Genomic DNA, 13,469 nt, shown 5'->3' with positions numbered 1-13,469 from the left:
AAACGCTATTACCATTACCAGTGGTTGGCGATGTTTTATCAACAACCTATGATAAAATTGAAGTTTCTGATTATAGTGATTAGTGAAAACTGTGGTGATTTTATATGAGAAAAATAATTTTTATTGGACAGAGTGGTGATAAGGCCGTTTACTATAATACGCGAACAAAAGAGGCTCTTGTAGCAGATAAGAGTGCCTTGTTAAATACAGAAGGGGCTAGGAGATCGAATAGGGGGATTGCTCCTTTAATTGCTATATTCTCTTTGTTAGGTTTACTCGGAGGATTTGTTGCAATACCAATTTTCTCAGGCCTTCGTTATAATAGTGGGATGGTTCCTATTTTTATTCTTTGTCTTTCCTTTATCCTATTTGGATTTATATGGATGATGGAAGTCGCCTTATATAAAGGAGTGAAACGAGTCCAAGGAGCAACAAAGAAAGAGTTTAAAGAAGCAGTTTATTCAAATTTGTTCTGGGAAAATTTTAGTGAGAAAAAAGCGACGTTTGCGAAAATGTTGGCTTTTATGATTGTCATGCTACTAGTTTTTATGACTACTATAGTAATATTTGCTGCTGCAATTCCGGGCACTATTGACTCATTCAATAAGCAAGAGGCATTTGATATACAAATCTTTTTCTCGCCTTTAGCAGGTCTCTTTCCTGCCTTGTTGTACCTTTTCTTATTCCAAAACAATCCAATACGCTGGCTTTTAGCTGTGCGAAAGTATGAACAGGGGAAAGTGATATTTAAGGAAGAAATAGAAAAGAGAGGATGATAATGTCACAAGAGAGATATTTGCAGATTAAAAAAGAGCATCAAATTCGTAAGTTTGTGGGGCGTTTCCTCTTCATTCTTCTCGCTATACTCGATGTTCTACTGGTATCAAGTCATTCCAATTATGTCCCACTTGTAACGGTGGCTATGGTAACGATTGTGCCTTTTAATCATTTTCTACTTGGTCCTCTTAGGAGACAGAAAAAAGCCATAGAAAAAGAGCATCCAGAATGGAAAATACTCAGTACAAAGGGAGTAAAGGTTCCCTCGGCTGAAGCTAATAAAAGAACTTTGGCTGGCATTGGGATCTTGATGGCCTTGCTGCTGTCTTTTGGGCTATTCTATAAACCTGTGAAACAGCCGAACGACCAAGTAAACAAGCCACCTAAGCTTGATTCTAAAACGCCTGAAACGTCCAAGCCTTCTGAGTCTGAGTCGTCCAGCTCTTCTAAGACCAAAGAATCCAGTTCCCCAGAGTCGAAATCCTCGTCTTCGACTGAACAAAGTTCTAAAACCGAAAGATCAGGAACAAAGCCGTCAAAAAGCGAGTCCAATAATCCTTATTACCAGATTCCAGGACTTACTGACGAACAGGTGAGAGATATCATATCAAAATCTATGAAAGATTTAAGAGAAAAACAGTCAAAAGAAAAATCTGAAGAGTAGACTCGAGGACATCGATGTCCTTTCTGGATGAGTTAGTTTTGAGATTTTACTGTATAAAATAACAGGAGGAGTTCATATGAATAAAGAAGTGATTGGTTTGATAGTTGGGACAATCGTCACCTTCCTATCTTTTGTATTTGTATGTGGGACCTTTCTCTACCTTTATCTTCGAGATCAGAAGTTGGTCCGCCTTGCCCAGTCATCCGTACAGGGAACAGTTATCGGCTATAGCCGTTTTCGTGAGGGATATCCACCTATCGTCGAATATACGGTGGATGGGATTACTTATAAGAAAACCTTGCAGTATTTTATGTTCAAAACGGTCACAATTCCGTGGGGGACTACTAAATTTTTAAAGGACTATACAAGAGAAGATATGCTGGCGCCTTCAATCACTCGCTACAGCAACTCCTTTGTTTCCTTCAAACGCTTGATGCAGACCCATTTCCCCCTTCATTCGGAACTGACGGTCTGGTATGATCCAGACAAGCCGACCAGGGCCTATGTCGAACGTTACAGCGGAATGGATAAGTTTTACAAGTGGTTTGGTATCGGATTTGGGCTGGCTCTAGTCCTAGTCTATGGGATAGTGATCCTAGCCTTTTTGTCCAAGATATAAGGCATAAAAGTCAGTTGGTTAATAGGAAATTTTATTTCCCATCGAGCTTCAAGAAGAATAGAGTTTCTTTTCCATTTTCTTGCTCACCAATCTTTTCTTTCTGATACAGAGAAAAGGTTGTCTCCTATAAAGACAGATAGGATGAGAATTTTGACAAAGCTCCTTATTCGAGATATAATGAAGAAAAAGTGACCAAGGATAAATCAATGACAAACTCAAAGTATATTACTCGTTTGAAACGTTCAGAGGGCCAGTTGCGTGGGATTCAAAAGATGATTGAAGAAGATCGTGATTGTGCTGATATTGTGACGCAACTGACAGCCGTGAAATCTAGTGTGGAGCGCGTGATTGAGATGATAATTACGGAAAACCTTACTGAATGTATCAATCAGCCACTAGATGATCCTGAAGCTCAAAAGGCACGCCTAGAAAAGGCTATCCGATACTTGATTAAACGGAAATAAACTAATTTGCTATTGATAAACAATGCAGACAAAGGTATTTAAGTCTATTTCGATAAAGAAATCACGTCGGCCAAACGGATGAGTCCCCCCGATACCAACGAGCAACCTCTTTTTAGATGCCGTCAATGTGCTTCTTTTTTAAAAGCGATGGGCTACGAGCCCTATATCAGCGGGTTGCAGAAATGAAAAAACCGATTAAGTTTCTTAATCGGTTTTTTGCTTATTCTACTTGACCGGGCCAAGCATTCATACCACCTTCTACATTGATAACGGTGAGGCCTTGGGCGCTTAGAAATTCACAAGCAGATGCGGAACGGACTCCACCTTGACAGATGACATGATATTCCTGGTCAGGTTTGAGTTCTTTGTAACCTTGCTCCAAGGTACTTAAAGGCAGATTTTTAGCACCTGGTGCATGTCCTGCTTGGAATTCATGCACTTCACGTACATCGATAAGATTTAGATTTTCATTTAGGTATTTTTCATAAAAGTCAGCCATGCTGATACTCGTTTCCATATTCGACTCCTTCTGGATTAGCCATTTTATATTGTGAATAAGCGCCATCAAGGTTTTGGACGGTAAATCCTGCCACTAGAGGATACGCTCTGTGATCTAGCTGCGCAAAACACTGTGGCAGTTAAGGATGTAGGTTTGGTTCTTGTCTGGTTCATCCAAGCTCTCCCCTAGTTCATTTAGGGGTTATGGATGGTATCGATCTTGGGTCGCCACCTGAAATTCGCCACTTATGTGTACATCTAGGAATTTTTTGCCCTTATTCAGATCGTCTCCGAGCTGACACCATTGGATATTATCGCTCAGACCTTCGATAAGGTTCAAGGCTGCGTAGCCCATTTGATGCTTCTAGATGACCTTGCCTGTCCAAGCGCTCATACCGCCTCGGACATTTATGACATCATATCCTTTTTTCTTAAGCTTTTTCGCAGCTAGTTTGCTTCGCACACCAGAATGACAAATGACATAGAGTGTTTCTTTTGTCGCTGGTGTATAAGATCCGATTTCGGATAGAGGGACATTCTTGGCATTTTTGATATGACCTCTATGGAATTCCGTAGGCGTCCGAACATCCAGTAGCTGAATCGGTTCTCTGAGTTTAGCTTCTAACTCGCTGGTCGAAATACTGTCAATTTTTGTAAATAATAAGTGAAACATAGGCACCTCCAAATATACCCTTACGGGGTATATTAAACCATGAAGTCAAGCTTTTGTCAAGTAAGTTGTTTTGAGTTTGGATGGGGAATGGTTTCGAGAGTCTAGAAAGAAGTCCTAGACCGGCTTATTCTTGACCTTTCAAAGTCTTTTTGATATGATGGGTCCAAATTAAGTGTGAGGTGATAAGATGGCTAGCGAATACCAGAAAATGATAGCAGGGGAGCCTTACCGTCCGTCGGACCCAGAGTTGCGTGCCTTGGCACAAGCTTCTCGCCAAAAACAGGCTGCCTTTAACAAGGAAGAAGATCCCTTGAATGGAGCGGATATTATCAAGACTTGGTTTGGCTCAACTGGGCAAAATCTCTATATCAATCCACGCTTGGTGGTCGATTATGGAGTCAATATCCATCTAGGGGAAAATTTTTATTCTAATTGGAACTTGACCATGCTGGATGTTTGTCCGATTCGCATCGGGAACAACGCCATGCTTGGCCCCAACTGTCAGTTTTTAACCCCACTCCATCCACTGGATCCGGATGAACGCAATTCAGGGGTCGAATACGGCAAGCCCATCACCATTGGAGATAATTTCTGGGCTGGAGGTGGCGTCATTGTCCTTCCTGGAGTGACACTGGGAAATAACGTCGTCGCTGGAGCAGGGGCCGTGATCACCAAGTCCTTTGGAGACAATGTCGTCCTAGCTGGCAATCCTGCGCGAGTTATCAAGGAAATCCCAGTAAAAGAAAACTAAAAAGAACAGCTTGGGCTGTTCTTTTTATGAGCTTTAGTCTTATAGATTTTTCTTCTTTTTGGCTTTCTTGGTCAAGGAAACATCGCACTGAGAAATCTTGCTTGTCAGGTAGCTTGTCAGTTGGAAGTCGTCTACTTGAGGATGGAGATCGACTTCGTAGACGGTTTGCAAGGATTCACCAGCATTGCTGGTATCTACTGAAATAAGGTCAGACTCGGTACAAAATTGATCCAGCGCGACCTGGATAGTATCCAGGCGGTCTTCTTTATTGGGAAGTGTGATGGTTAAGAGTCTACGACGTTGGTGATTGCTCTTGCTCTGTTGTTTTTCCAAAAGGAGCCATATTCCTAGGATAAGGACCGTGAAGAGTACGGCCAAGAGAAGGTAGCCTGTCCCTGCCGCCAGACCGATGATCATAGCTAGAAAGATAGCGATTAGCTCTCGAGAGCCACTCGTTGCAGAACGGAAACGAATGAGACTAAAGGTCCCTGCTACTGCAATCGACGTTCCGAGACTGCCATTGACGAGGAAGATGACCAGCGTCATTAAACAAGGTAAAAGGGTCAAACTGATGACAAATTCCCGTGTGTAAAGAGTCCGTTGCTTGTAGGCCCAGCTGAGTGCTAGTCCTAGAAAAAGACTGACGACAAGGGCGAGTAGGAGTTGGAGGGGGTCAGCAGTGGCGGTTGCGTCGTTGAAAATAGAGTTAAAAAGGTTAGACATAAGCATTACCTACACTTTCTCCGATGGGTTGTGGGGCATAGGCTAGTCCTTGTGATTTATGGTAGGCGCAGGAGTATTTTGAGAATTTTTGCTCTACTAGCCCATATTTATCAAGGATATCCTGTAGCCATTGCGGTTTGTCACCAGGCGCCTTGATTTCCATGATGATCAGGTCGTCTTCTAAGAGAGGCAAGCCTTCCTTGTCAGCGAATAGGCTGACCTGTTTATCACGATAGGTCAGGTTTTGGTCAAGAGTGACACGAATTTTCTGGTAGGGGAATCCTTGGATTTTCTTTTTTTCTTTTAGTGAAAAACGGTCATAAGAGATATAGATACGCGGTTTGAGAGCTTCACTGTAGCGTTGACGTAGCTTTTGAACCTCTGCTACCAGAAAGCTATCTTTGATCAGGTTTCCTCCCCAACCCTTAGTGATGAGTTGGGTGATGGTATCTGACTGAGCTAGGACGCGGTGCTTGTGACCGACACCGGCATCATCTTTTGACTTGATTTCTAGAAAGACGGGACTTTCAGCGTTTGGTTGCGCGAGATAGGTCCGCATACGGATTTTTTCCTTCTTATGCTGATCCTGCAAGGAGTCTTGGATGAGCTGAAAATCTTCTGTATCAAAGTAGATATTAGAAATGGTCGAAGTCGGATAGTCGTCCTCGACGAGGTAGTCTTTCAAATCTTCTATTAAATCCTGTAAGTCTTTTTTAGAAACCATATACTTGGTTTCGATCCGTTCAAAGCTTGTTTCTAGGGGTTTCATAAGCAATTTCTCCTTTAGATAAATCATAGATTAAACAAGGTAAACTTGCTTGGAACAAGTCTAGAGGACATTTCTAAAAGTTTTATTAAGCGAAACTTAAGTGAAACTGAATTTAAGGAAACTTTCAGAAAAGTTTTAGTTTTGTTTCAGGAATCTTCTGTAGACTGTCTAGCTATATCATACGAAGGAGAGGAAAAAGGCATGAAATCAAAAAAATGGACCCTACTCGCAACGAGTTTAACGGCAATGGTGCTGATAGCAGCATGTGCCCAGTCAACAACTACATCCAATACCAATGCAACGACAAATAGTGCCACAACAACTGCAACAAAGACAAACCAATCATCCTATTTTACAGAGAAGGACAATGATACTTCTTATGACGAAAGCACAGCTTCTAAGATTGAGTTATCTGGCTCATCAGCAAACGTCTTTGGGGATGGCGTGACAGTCTCTGAATCAACAGTGACCATCACAAAATCTGGGACCTATGTGATTTCAGGTCAGTCTGACGGAGTGCAGATCAAGATCGAGGCAGATAAGTCTGCAGATGTTCATCTAGTCCTAAAAGGCGCGACCATGACCAATACCAATGCAGCGATATCTGCGACATCAGCTGGTCATGTCTACTTGACTCTAGCAGAGGGAACCACCAACAGTCTCTCTGACTCAAGCTCTAACAGTGACGAAAAAGCAGACGCAGCTCTCTTTTCTAAGGTGGATTTGACCATCAACGGGAAAGGAACTCTCAATGTAGATGGCAAGAAGAACAATGGTATCAAGGCCAACGACACCCTCCACATCACGGGTGGAACCTATAACATCACAGCAGTTGGCGATGCCTTCAATGTCAATGATGAACTCAACATCACTGGTACGACCATGACCATCGATGCCAAAGAGGATGGGGTCAAGGTGGACAATGACGAGGATACTTCAGTTGGGACCATGTACCTATCCAACAACAACATCACCGTCACAGCAGGAGATGATGGCATCCACGCATCTGGAGACCTCGTCATCGATAGTGGTACCTACACCGTCAAGAATTCGACAGAAGGACTTGAAGGTAAGTCAATCACTATCAACGGTGGGGATATTAGCATCTACTCAACAGATGATGGAGTCAATGCAGCTAATAAAAATGCCCAACAGAGTGAAATCTTCTTCACTATGAACGGTGGGAACCTGACAGTAGAAGTCGGTCAAGGAGACACAGACCCAATCGACTCAAACGGCAATATCACAGTTACAGGCGGAACCATTAAAATGACTGGTCAAACAGGTTTTGACTTTGATGGAACAGCGACCTACACAGGTGGAGATATCTATCTCAACGGTGAAAAACAAACGGAAATTGTCAACTCTATGCCTGGAGGTGGTGGACCAAATGGAGGCCCTCAAGGTGGCGGTCCAGCCCCTGGCGGACAAGGATAAAAAAGAATCTCCTTTCTCGAAAGAGAAGGGAGAGTTTTTGTGTTTGAGAGATGGATTGTAGCTAAAACAACTCCCAATTAGGTCTTGAAAATTTCTTAGTCTGTTTCATATAAAAATGAGTAAAATGAATTTCCATCGCCAAGGTCATTAGAGTTGCGATAGCAATGACGATGGTAGGATTGGCTGAGAAAAGCAGAGGAAGAATAGGCCTTTAAAAAGTGGACAGGAAAGACCATTTCAGAGTATCGAGAAGAGATTTAGAAACAGCTCTAAAAGCAATAGCTATCCATTATAAGCATCAGATAATAATATCTGGTGCTTTATTTTTAAAAAAATTCAGATTTTTTCTTGACAAGTGAGTGATTACTCACTACAATAGGTTTATATTTAGCAAGTGAGTAATCACTCACCAAGGAGGAAGTAAATGAAAACATTACTACATTTACAAGATTTAGTAAAATCTTTTGACCATCAAATAGTTCTGAATCATGTCAGCTTTGAATTGCAGCCAGGAGAAATTATAGGCTTAATTGGTCCGTCTGGTGCTGGTAAATCAACTATGATTAAGACTACGTTAGGAATGGAAAAGGCTGATGGAGGCGTAGCTTTAGTGTTAAATCACACTATGCCCAATCGCCATATTTTAGGAGATATTGGCTATATGGCCCAATCAGATGCTTTATACGAGTCCTTGTCAGGCCAAGAAAATCTGGAATTTTTTGGTCAGCTAAAGGGGCTTTCTAAAAAAGACCTAAAGGCGGAAATTGCTCATATAGCTCAAGTAGTAGATCTGACAGACTACTTAAACAAGGCGGTATCTGGTTATTCTGGAGGAATGAAACGGCGTTTGTCTCTTGCTATCGCGCTGTTAGGAAATCCTCAACTCTTGATTTTGGACGAACCGACAGTTGGAATCGACCCTTCTCTTCGAAAGAAAATCTGGAAAGAATTATTCGCGCTTAGAGACAATGGGGTAGGGATATTAGTTACTACCCATGTTATGGATGAAGCAGAGTTGACGGATAAGGTCGGCTTATTATTAGGCGGAAAAATCATTGCTTTTGATACACCGCAACACTTAAAAGAAAGTTATCAAGTTTCAAGTATTGAAGAAGTATTTTTAAAAGCAGAAGGTGAGTAAAATGAGAACAATAGCGATTGCAAAAAAAGTCATCAAAGAATTACTTCGTGACAAACGAACTCTAGCCCTGATGTTTATAGCACCTGTTTTTATCATGTGGTTGATGAACCTCATGTTTTCAGCTAGTACAACCGTGAATGTCAAGTTGGCAACACAAGATCTACCAACTGGTTTGGTAACGAAAATGGATGAGCTCGATCATGTGGACGTCGAGATTTATCAAGGCTTAGATCAAGCCAAAGAAGCGCTAGTAAATGAAAAAGTAGATGCTGTGATTTCTTATAAAGACGGTGAGTATCAGGTCGACTACGCAAACACAGATGCCTCCAAGACATCTATGATACGACAAGTGTTACGAACAAGTATCGTCAATGAAGGCACCGATCAGTTATTATCTCGTGTCAAACAAGCTCTTCCACAATTGAAATTAGATGCAAAGGCGCCTGAAATCAAAGAATCTTACCAATATGGAGATAAAAATACTGGATTCTTTGCACGTATGATTCCAATTTTAATTGGCTTTGTGGTCTTCTTCTTTGTCTTTTTGATTTCTGGTATGGCGCTTTTGAAAGAACGCACCAGTGGAACACTAGAACGTTTGTTAGCAACACCAGTGAAACGATCTGAAATCGTCTATGGCTATATGTTGTCTTACGGTATTATTGCGATTTTTCAAACGGCAGTTGTCGTCTTAGCAGCAATTTGGCTACTAGATGTAGAAGTTGTAGGAAGTATTTTAAATGTTATAATAGTTAATGTGGTACTGGCTCTTGTAGCACTGGCATTTGGAATTCTCTTGTCTACTCTAGCAAAATCAGAATTCCAAATGATGCAATTTATTCCTCTCGTGATTATGCCCCAACTTTTTTTCTCAGGAATTATTCCATTGTCATCCATGGGAGAATGGGCTCCAACTGTGGGGAAATTTTTGCCATTAACCTATTCTGGTGATGCAATAAGCCAGATTATTCTTTACGGGCACAATCTTGGTGATATTTTGTCAAATCTTAGTGTTTTAATGGTTTTCTTGATCATTTTAACAATTCTTAATATTGTTGGATTGCGTCGTTATCGTAAAGTTTAGAAATCAACATAAATAATGCTAAAAAGGTGTGAAGATTAGATGGATAAGACTGTTTTTGAATCGTTTGAAGATTACTTAGAAGAAGCGAATTACCCTCAAGGAAAGAAAAAAATCATGCAGGCAGCAGTGGATCTCATATCAACCAGGAGTTACCATGGGACCTCAACTCTTCACATAGCTGAGCGTGCTGGACTAAGCCAGGCAACTTTGTTTAAGTATTTTAAGACGAAGGATGATCTACTGACGGCTATTTTACATCCTGTAGTCCCAGGCATTTTCGGTAGTTTTTTTGAGGAACTCTTAGCTTTTGAAACGACAGAAGAGAGGGTTCGTTATCTCGTCCATGATCGTATGAGCTATCTCAAAAAAAATCGTGCTTTGATGAAAATCATTCTGCAGGAGAGTTTTTCAAATAAAAAACTAAAAAATGAACAGATTTTTATCTGGAATGCTATTCAAGATAAACTTCGAGTACTTCATAAGGAATTGCTAGCAGATCCACGTGTAAATCCAGAGTTAACGATTCCTCAAATGGTTCGTATTTGTGTTGCTCCATTGTTGGCTTACTTCGCTCAACTTTATATCGTTAGCGACAATGGAGAAATAAAGGAAGAGGACCTAGACTTATTAGAAAAACAGATTTTGGGTGCTTTGTGGAAATAGGGGAGTTCTAGAGGAGCTAAGATTTATTTACTTGACTTTCAAACAAGCTAAAAAAGACATGTTCTGCTTATTTCAGATTCATGTCTTTTTTGTTGTTGGATTTGGTATGTGTTTATAAGTCCTCAATCATTTTGCCAAAACAGAAACCGACTTCTCCAGCGGTGCAACGATTTCTCAAGTGTATGGAAGAGGAGATTTCTGGATTGATAAAGACAACTCCTTGACACTTCGTCAGCTTTTGATACAATAGTACAAAATTACAGGAGGTGAGCTATGATTCAGAAACATGCGATTCCCATTTTAGAGTTTGACGACAACCCCCAGGCGGTCCTTATACCAACACATGAGGGGCTAGATTTAAAGTTGCCAAAGAAGTGCATCTATGCGTTTTTGGAGGAGGAGATTGACCGCTACGCTAAGGAAGTAGGGGCGGATTGTGTTGGTGAGTTCGTTTCGGCCACCAAGACTTATCCAGTCTACGTCCTCAACTACAAGGGCGAGGAGATTTGTCTGGCCCAGGCGCCCGTAGGCTCTGCCCCAGCGGCCCAGTTTATGGATTGGTTGATTGGCTATGGTGTGGAGCAAATCATTTCCACTGGAACCTGTGGTGTCCTAGCCGATATAGAGGAGAATGCCTTTCTCGTCCCTATTCGCGCTCTGCGAGATGAGGGGACCAGCTATCACTATGTAGCACCTTCTCGTTATATGGAGATGCAGCTTGAGGCTATCTCTGCCATTGAGCAAATCTTGGAGCAAAGAGGCATCCCTTACGAGGAAGTCATGACCTGGACGACAGATGGTTTTTACCGAGAGACGGCTGAAAAGGTAGCCTATCGTAAGGAAGAAGGCTGTGCTGTTGTGGAGATGGAGTGTTCTGCTCTTGCGGCAGTAGCTCAGCTACGTGGTGTTGTCTGGGGAGAATTACTCTTTACTGCAGATTCCTTGGCGGATCTAGACAACTATGACAGTCGTGACTGGGGCTCAAAAGCTTTTGATAAGGCACTCGAACTCTGTCTTGCTATTGTGCACCACATGTGAGTGTTCTGACTGTTTTTATGGTAGAATGTAACTATGTTATTCAAATCTTTTTTGGAAAAAATCAAGACGACGCTGTCTCGCTTATCACCAGCCCGGCGCATCTTTTTAAGTTTTGCCCTAGTGATCTTCTTGGGCTCACTCCTTTTAAGTCTCCCCTTTGTGCAAGCAACAACGTCACAAGCGACCTACTTTGACCATCTCTTTACGACCGTGTCCATGGTCTGTGTGACAGGGCTCTTTACCCAGCCAGTAGCCTCTACTTACAATATATGGGGCCAGTTGATCTGTATGCTCTTGATCCAGATTGGCGGTTTGGGACTCATGACCTTTATCGGAATCTTTTATATCCAAGGCAAGCAAAAGCTCAGTCTTCGTGGTCGGGAGACCATTCAAGAAAGTTTCAGTTATGGAGAAACCCAGTCCTTAAAGGATTTTATCCGCTCGATCTTTTTGACGACTTTTTTGGTGGAAGGGATTGGTGCCTTTCTCCTGAGTTTCCGCTTCATTCCTGAATTTGGCTGGGGACGAGGGGTGTTAACCTCTATCTTTTTGGCTGTTTCAGCCTTCTGTAATGCTGGATTTGATAATTTTGGAAGTACTAGTTTGGTAGCCTTTCAAACGGACCCCTTGATCAATCTAGTGATTGCAGGTTTGATTATCACGGGTGGTCTAGGATTTATGGTCTGGTTTGACCTAGCGACCCAGATTGGGAAAAAGAAAAAACGCCGCCTGCGTTTCCATACCAAGTTGGTTCTCTTTTTAACAGCGGGAATTCTGCTCTTTGGAACCGTATCGACTCTCTTAATTGAGTGGAACAATCCTGGAACGATTGGAAATCTCAGCGCTCCAGAGAAATTGCTGGTTAGTTTCTTCCAGACCGTCAGCATGAGAACGGCAGGTTTTGCTTCCATTGACTACACCCAGGCTCGACCAGCTACCTTGTTCATCTATATCCTACAGATGTTTCTAGGAGGGGCGCCTGGAGGGACAGCAGGGGGGCTCAAGATTACGACCTTCTTTGTCCTGTTGGTCTTTGCTCGTAGCGAACTATTGGGCTTGCCTCATGCCAATGTGGCTCGGAGGACCATTGAACCCCAAACCGTGCAAAAATCTTTCAGTGTCTTTATTATCTTCTTGCTAACATTCTTGCTGGGCTTGATTCTACTAGGGATAACAGCAGAGGGAAATCCGCGCTTCATCTACCTCATGTTTGAGACCATTTCAGCCCTTGCGACAGTTGGGGTGACGGCAAATTTAACACCAGAACTAGGCAAGATAGCCCTCAGCATCGTTATGTTGTTGATGTTTATCGGCCGTATTGGTCCCTTGACACTACTGGTCAGTGTAGCGGAATACCAGCCAGACAAGAAAGATACGATTCACTATATGAAGGCAGATATCACTATCGGATAAGAAAGGAAAAACGATGTCAGATCGGACAATTGGAATTTTAGGCTTGGGAATTTTTGGGAGCAGTGTTTTGGCTGCCCTAGCCAAGCATGACATGAATATCATTGCTATTGATGACCACGAGGAACGCATTAATCAATTTGAACCTGTGCTGGCGCGTGGGGTAGTTGGAGATATCACGGATGAAGAACTCCTTCTATCAGCGGGGATTGACACCTGTGATACCGTAGTTGTCGCAACGGGTGAAAATCTGGAGTCCAGTGTTCTCGCGGTTATGCACTGCAAGAGTCTAGGAGTGCCGACTGTTATTGCCAAGGTCAAAAGTCATACAGCTAAAAAGGTGTTAGAAAAAATTGGCGCGGACGCAGTCATCTCACCAGAGTTTGAAATGGGGCGCTCATTGGCACAGACCATCCTCTTTCATAACAGTGTAGACGTCTTTCAGCTGGACAAGAATGTATCGATTGTCGAGATGAAAATCCCTCAATCATGGGTAGGTAAAAGCCTCAGTCAGTTGGATTTGCGTGGGCGATACAACCTCAACGTACTAGGTTTTCGTGCCTACGAAAATGCTCCTCTGGATGTCCAATTCGGACCTAATGACTTCTTGCAGGCAGATGCCTACATCATGGCCGTCATTAATAACCAACATTTGGACACCCTAGCTGAACTGAGTGAGTAGGAGAGGAAGGGTACTCTCTTTCCAACAATTAACGAGTCAATATAAGTATTTTATAAGAGGGATTTAAGAAAAATTT

At 42.3% G+C, this 13,469-nt stretch carries 16 protein-coding genes and 2 pseudogenes; 12 read left to right on the top strand and 6 right to left on the bottom strand.

Annotation, left to right across the window (positions count from 1 at the left end; all coding sequences use genetic code 11):
- Positions 1-104: 104 nt before the first annotated feature.
- The 4 genes from D8844_RS08600 to D8844_RS08585 all read left to right on the top strand — a co-directional run bounded on the left by D8844_RS08600 (position 105) and on the right by D8844_RS08585 (position 2,524).
- Entirely contained in the window at positions 105-776 is a 672-nt protein-coding gene (locus D8844_RS08600) for a hypothetical protein (protein ID WP_125423412.1), read from the top strand.
- Between the two features lie 2 nt (positions 777-778).
- Positions 779-1,441, top strand: a complete 663-nt coding sequence (locus D8844_RS08595; RefSeq protein WP_185757683.1) for a hypothetical protein — start codon at positions 779-781, stop codon at positions 1,439-1,441.
- Positions 1,442-1,517: 76 nt separating this feature from the next.
- Positions 1,518-2,060, top strand: coding sequence for a DUF3592 domain-containing protein (locus D8844_RS08590; RefSeq protein WP_125423406.1), 543 nt, complete (start codon positions 1,518-1,520; stop codon positions 2,058-2,060).
- Positions 2,061-2,266: 206 nt separating this feature from the next.
- Positions 2,267-2,524: a metal-sensitive transcriptional regulator gene (locus D8844_RS08585; protein ID WP_045594097.1), complete on the top strand. Its 258-nt coding sequence runs from the start codon at positions 2,267-2,269 to the stop codon at positions 2,522-2,524.
- 220 nt (positions 2,525-2,744) lie between these two features.
- On the opposite strand, the gene D8844_RS08580 is transcribed toward D8844_RS08585, so the two are convergent.
- From D8844_RS08580 to D8844_RS08570, 3 genes and pseudogenes are all read right to left on the bottom strand, one after another.
- Entirely contained in the window at positions 2,745-3,041 is a 297-nt protein-coding gene (locus tag D8844_RS08580; protein ID WP_000450167.1) for a rhodanese-like domain-containing protein, read from the bottom strand.
- Positions 3,016-3,383 (bottom strand): annotated as a pseudogene (locus tag D8844_RS10610) (rhodanese-like domain-containing protein); the annotation flags it as partial. The gene D8844_RS08580 and the pseudogene D8844_RS10610, both read right to left, overlap by 26 nt.
- 3 nt (positions 3,384-3,386) lie before the next feature.
- Entirely contained in the window at positions 3,387-3,695 is a 309-nt protein-coding gene (locus D8844_RS08570) for a rhodanese-like domain-containing protein (protein ID WP_000468875.1), read from the bottom strand.
- A 187-nt stretch (positions 3,696-3,882) separates the two neighbouring features.
- Here D8844_RS08570 and D8844_RS08565 point away from each other — a divergent pair, with 187 nt between their 5' ends.
- Positions 3,883-4,446 (top strand): sugar O-acetyltransferase, encoded by a 564-nt coding sequence (locus D8844_RS08565; RefSeq protein WP_125423404.1) that lies wholly within the window; start codon positions 3,883-3,885, stop codon positions 4,444-4,446.
- A gap of 39 nt (positions 4,447-4,485) precedes the next feature.
- Here the strand turns inward: D8844_RS08565 and D8844_RS08560 are convergent, their stop codons facing one another.
- Entirely contained in the window at positions 4,486-5,169 is a 684-nt protein-coding gene (locus D8844_RS08560; RefSeq protein WP_125423401.1) for a DUF4956 domain-containing protein, read from the bottom strand.
- Positions 5,162-5,938 carry a polyphosphate polymerase domain-containing protein gene (locus D8844_RS08555; RefSeq protein ID WP_185757682.1) on the bottom strand — a complete coding sequence of 259 codons (777 nt, stop codon included), beginning with the start codon at positions 5,936-5,938 and terminating at the stop codon, positions 5,162-5,164. Before D8844_RS08555 ends, D8844_RS08560 begins: the two co-directional genes overlap by 8 nt.
- A gap of 201 nt (positions 5,939-6,139) precedes the next feature.
- Here D8844_RS08555 and D8844_RS08550 point away from each other — a divergent pair, with 201 nt between their 5' ends.
- Positions 6,140-7,375 carry a carbohydrate-binding domain-containing protein gene (locus tag D8844_RS08550; protein ID WP_125423395.1) on the top strand — a complete coding sequence of 412 codons (1,236 nt, stop codon included), beginning with the start codon at positions 6,140-6,142 and terminating at the stop codon, positions 7,373-7,375.
- A gap of 61 nt (positions 7,376-7,436) precedes the next feature.
- Here the strand turns inward: D8844_RS08550 and D8844_RS10580 are convergent.
- Positions 7,437-7,571: pseudogene (locus D8844_RS10580) on the bottom strand (low temperature requirement protein A); the annotation flags it as partial.
- Between the two features lie 228 nt (positions 7,572-7,799).
- On the opposite strand from D8844_RS10580, the gene D8844_RS08540 reads away from it, so the two are divergent.
- The 6 genes from D8844_RS08540 (at position 7,800) to D8844_RS08515 (ending at position 13,393) form a co-directional block, all read left to right on the top strand.
- Positions 7,800-8,516, top strand: coding sequence for an ABC transporter ATP-binding protein (locus D8844_RS08540; protein WP_070657289.1), 717 nt, complete (start codon positions 7,800-7,802; stop codon positions 8,514-8,516).
- Position 8,517: 1 nt separating this feature from the next.
- Positions 8,518-9,600: an ABC transporter permease gene (locus D8844_RS08535; protein ID WP_045504263.1), complete on the top strand. Its 1,083-nt coding sequence runs from the start codon at positions 8,518-8,520 to the stop codon at positions 9,598-9,600.
- 39 nt (positions 9,601-9,639) lie between these two features.
- Complete coding sequence (locus D8844_RS08530) at positions 9,640-10,263, top strand: TetR/AcrR family transcriptional regulator (protein WP_125423392.1); 624 nt, start codon at positions 9,640-9,642, stop codon at positions 10,261-10,263.
- A gap of 273 nt (positions 10,264-10,536) precedes the next feature.
- Complete coding sequence (locus D8844_RS08525; RefSeq protein ID WP_125423389.1) at positions 10,537-11,301, top strand: nucleoside phosphorylase; 765 nt, start codon at positions 10,537-10,539, stop codon at positions 11,299-11,301.
- A gap of 33 nt (positions 11,302-11,334) precedes the next feature.
- Positions 11,335-12,714, top strand: coding sequence for a TrkH family potassium uptake protein (locus D8844_RS08520; protein ID WP_125423386.1), 1,380 nt, complete (start codon positions 11,335-11,337; stop codon positions 12,712-12,714).
- A gap of 13 nt (positions 12,715-12,727) precedes the next feature.
- A complete protein-coding gene (locus tag D8844_RS08515) occupies positions 12,728-13,393 on the top strand; it encodes a potassium channel family protein (protein ID WP_125423383.1) in 666 nt (221 codons plus the stop codon).
- Positions 13,394-13,469 lie beyond the last annotated feature (76 nt).

This window comes from Streptococcus oralis, assembly GCF_003942875.1.
Lineage (GTDB): Bacteria > Bacillota > Bacilli > Lactobacillales > Streptococcaceae > Streptococcus > Streptococcus oralis_BX.
The sequence above is the reverse complement of the archived record's forward strand: the minus strand, read 5'-3'. Positions and strand labels throughout refer to the sequence as shown.

Bases quoted from the DNA above. Each gene is read 5' to 3' on its own strand.
- D8844_RS08600 (WP_125423412.1), top strand. From the start codon at position 105: ATGAGAAAAATAATTTTTATTGGACAGAGTGGTGATAAGGCCGTTTAC.
- D8844_RS08595 (WP_185757683.1), top strand. From the start codon at position 779: ATGTCACAAGAGAGATATTTGCAGATTAAAAAAGAGCATCAAATTCGT.
- D8844_RS08590 (WP_125423406.1), top strand. From the start codon at position 1,518: ATGAATAAAGAAGTGATTGGTTTGATAGTTGGGACAATCGTCACCTTC.
- D8844_RS08585 (WP_045594097.1), top strand. From the start codon at position 2,267: ATGACAAACTCAAAGTATATTACTCGTTTGAAACGTTCAGAGGGCCAG.
- D8844_RS08580 (WP_000450167.1), bottom strand. From the start codon at position 3,041: ATGGAAACGAGTATCAGCATGGCTGACTTTTATGAAAAATACCTAAAT.
- D8844_RS08570 (WP_000468875.1), bottom strand. From the start codon at position 3,695: ATGTTTCACTTATTATTTACAAAAATTGACAGTATTTCGACCAGCGAG.
- D8844_RS08565 (WP_125423404.1), top strand. From the start codon at position 3,883: ATGGCTAGCGAATACCAGAAAATGATAGCAGGGGAGCCTTACCGTCCG.
- D8844_RS08560 (WP_125423401.1), bottom strand. From the start codon at position 5,169: ATGTCTAACCTTTTTAACTCTATTTTCAACGACGCAACCGCCACTGCT.
- D8844_RS08555 (WP_185757682.1), bottom strand. From the start codon at position 5,938: ATGAAACCCCTAGAAACAAGCTTTGAACGGATCGAAACCAAGTATATG.
- D8844_RS08550 (WP_125423395.1), top strand. From the start codon at position 6,140: ATGAAATCAAAAAAATGGACCCTACTCGCAACGAGTTTAACGGCAATG.
- D8844_RS08540 (WP_070657289.1), top strand. From the start codon at position 7,800: ATGAAAACATTACTACATTTACAAGATTTAGTAAAATCTTTTGACCAT.
- D8844_RS08535 (WP_045504263.1), top strand. From the start codon at position 8,518: ATGAGAACAATAGCGATTGCAAAAAAAGTCATCAAAGAATTACTTCGT.
- D8844_RS08530 (WP_125423392.1), top strand. From the start codon at position 9,640: ATGGATAAGACTGTTTTTGAATCGTTTGAAGATTACTTAGAAGAAGCG.
- D8844_RS08525 (WP_125423389.1), top strand. From the start codon at position 10,537: ATGATTCAGAAACATGCGATTCCCATTTTAGAGTTTGACGACAACCCC.
- D8844_RS08520 (WP_125423386.1), top strand. From the start codon at position 11,335: ATGTTATTCAAATCTTTTTTGGAAAAAATCAAGACGACGCTGTCTCGC.
- D8844_RS08515 (WP_125423383.1), top strand. From the start codon at position 12,728: ATGTCAGATCGGACAATTGGAATTTTAGGCTTGGGAATTTTTGGGAGC.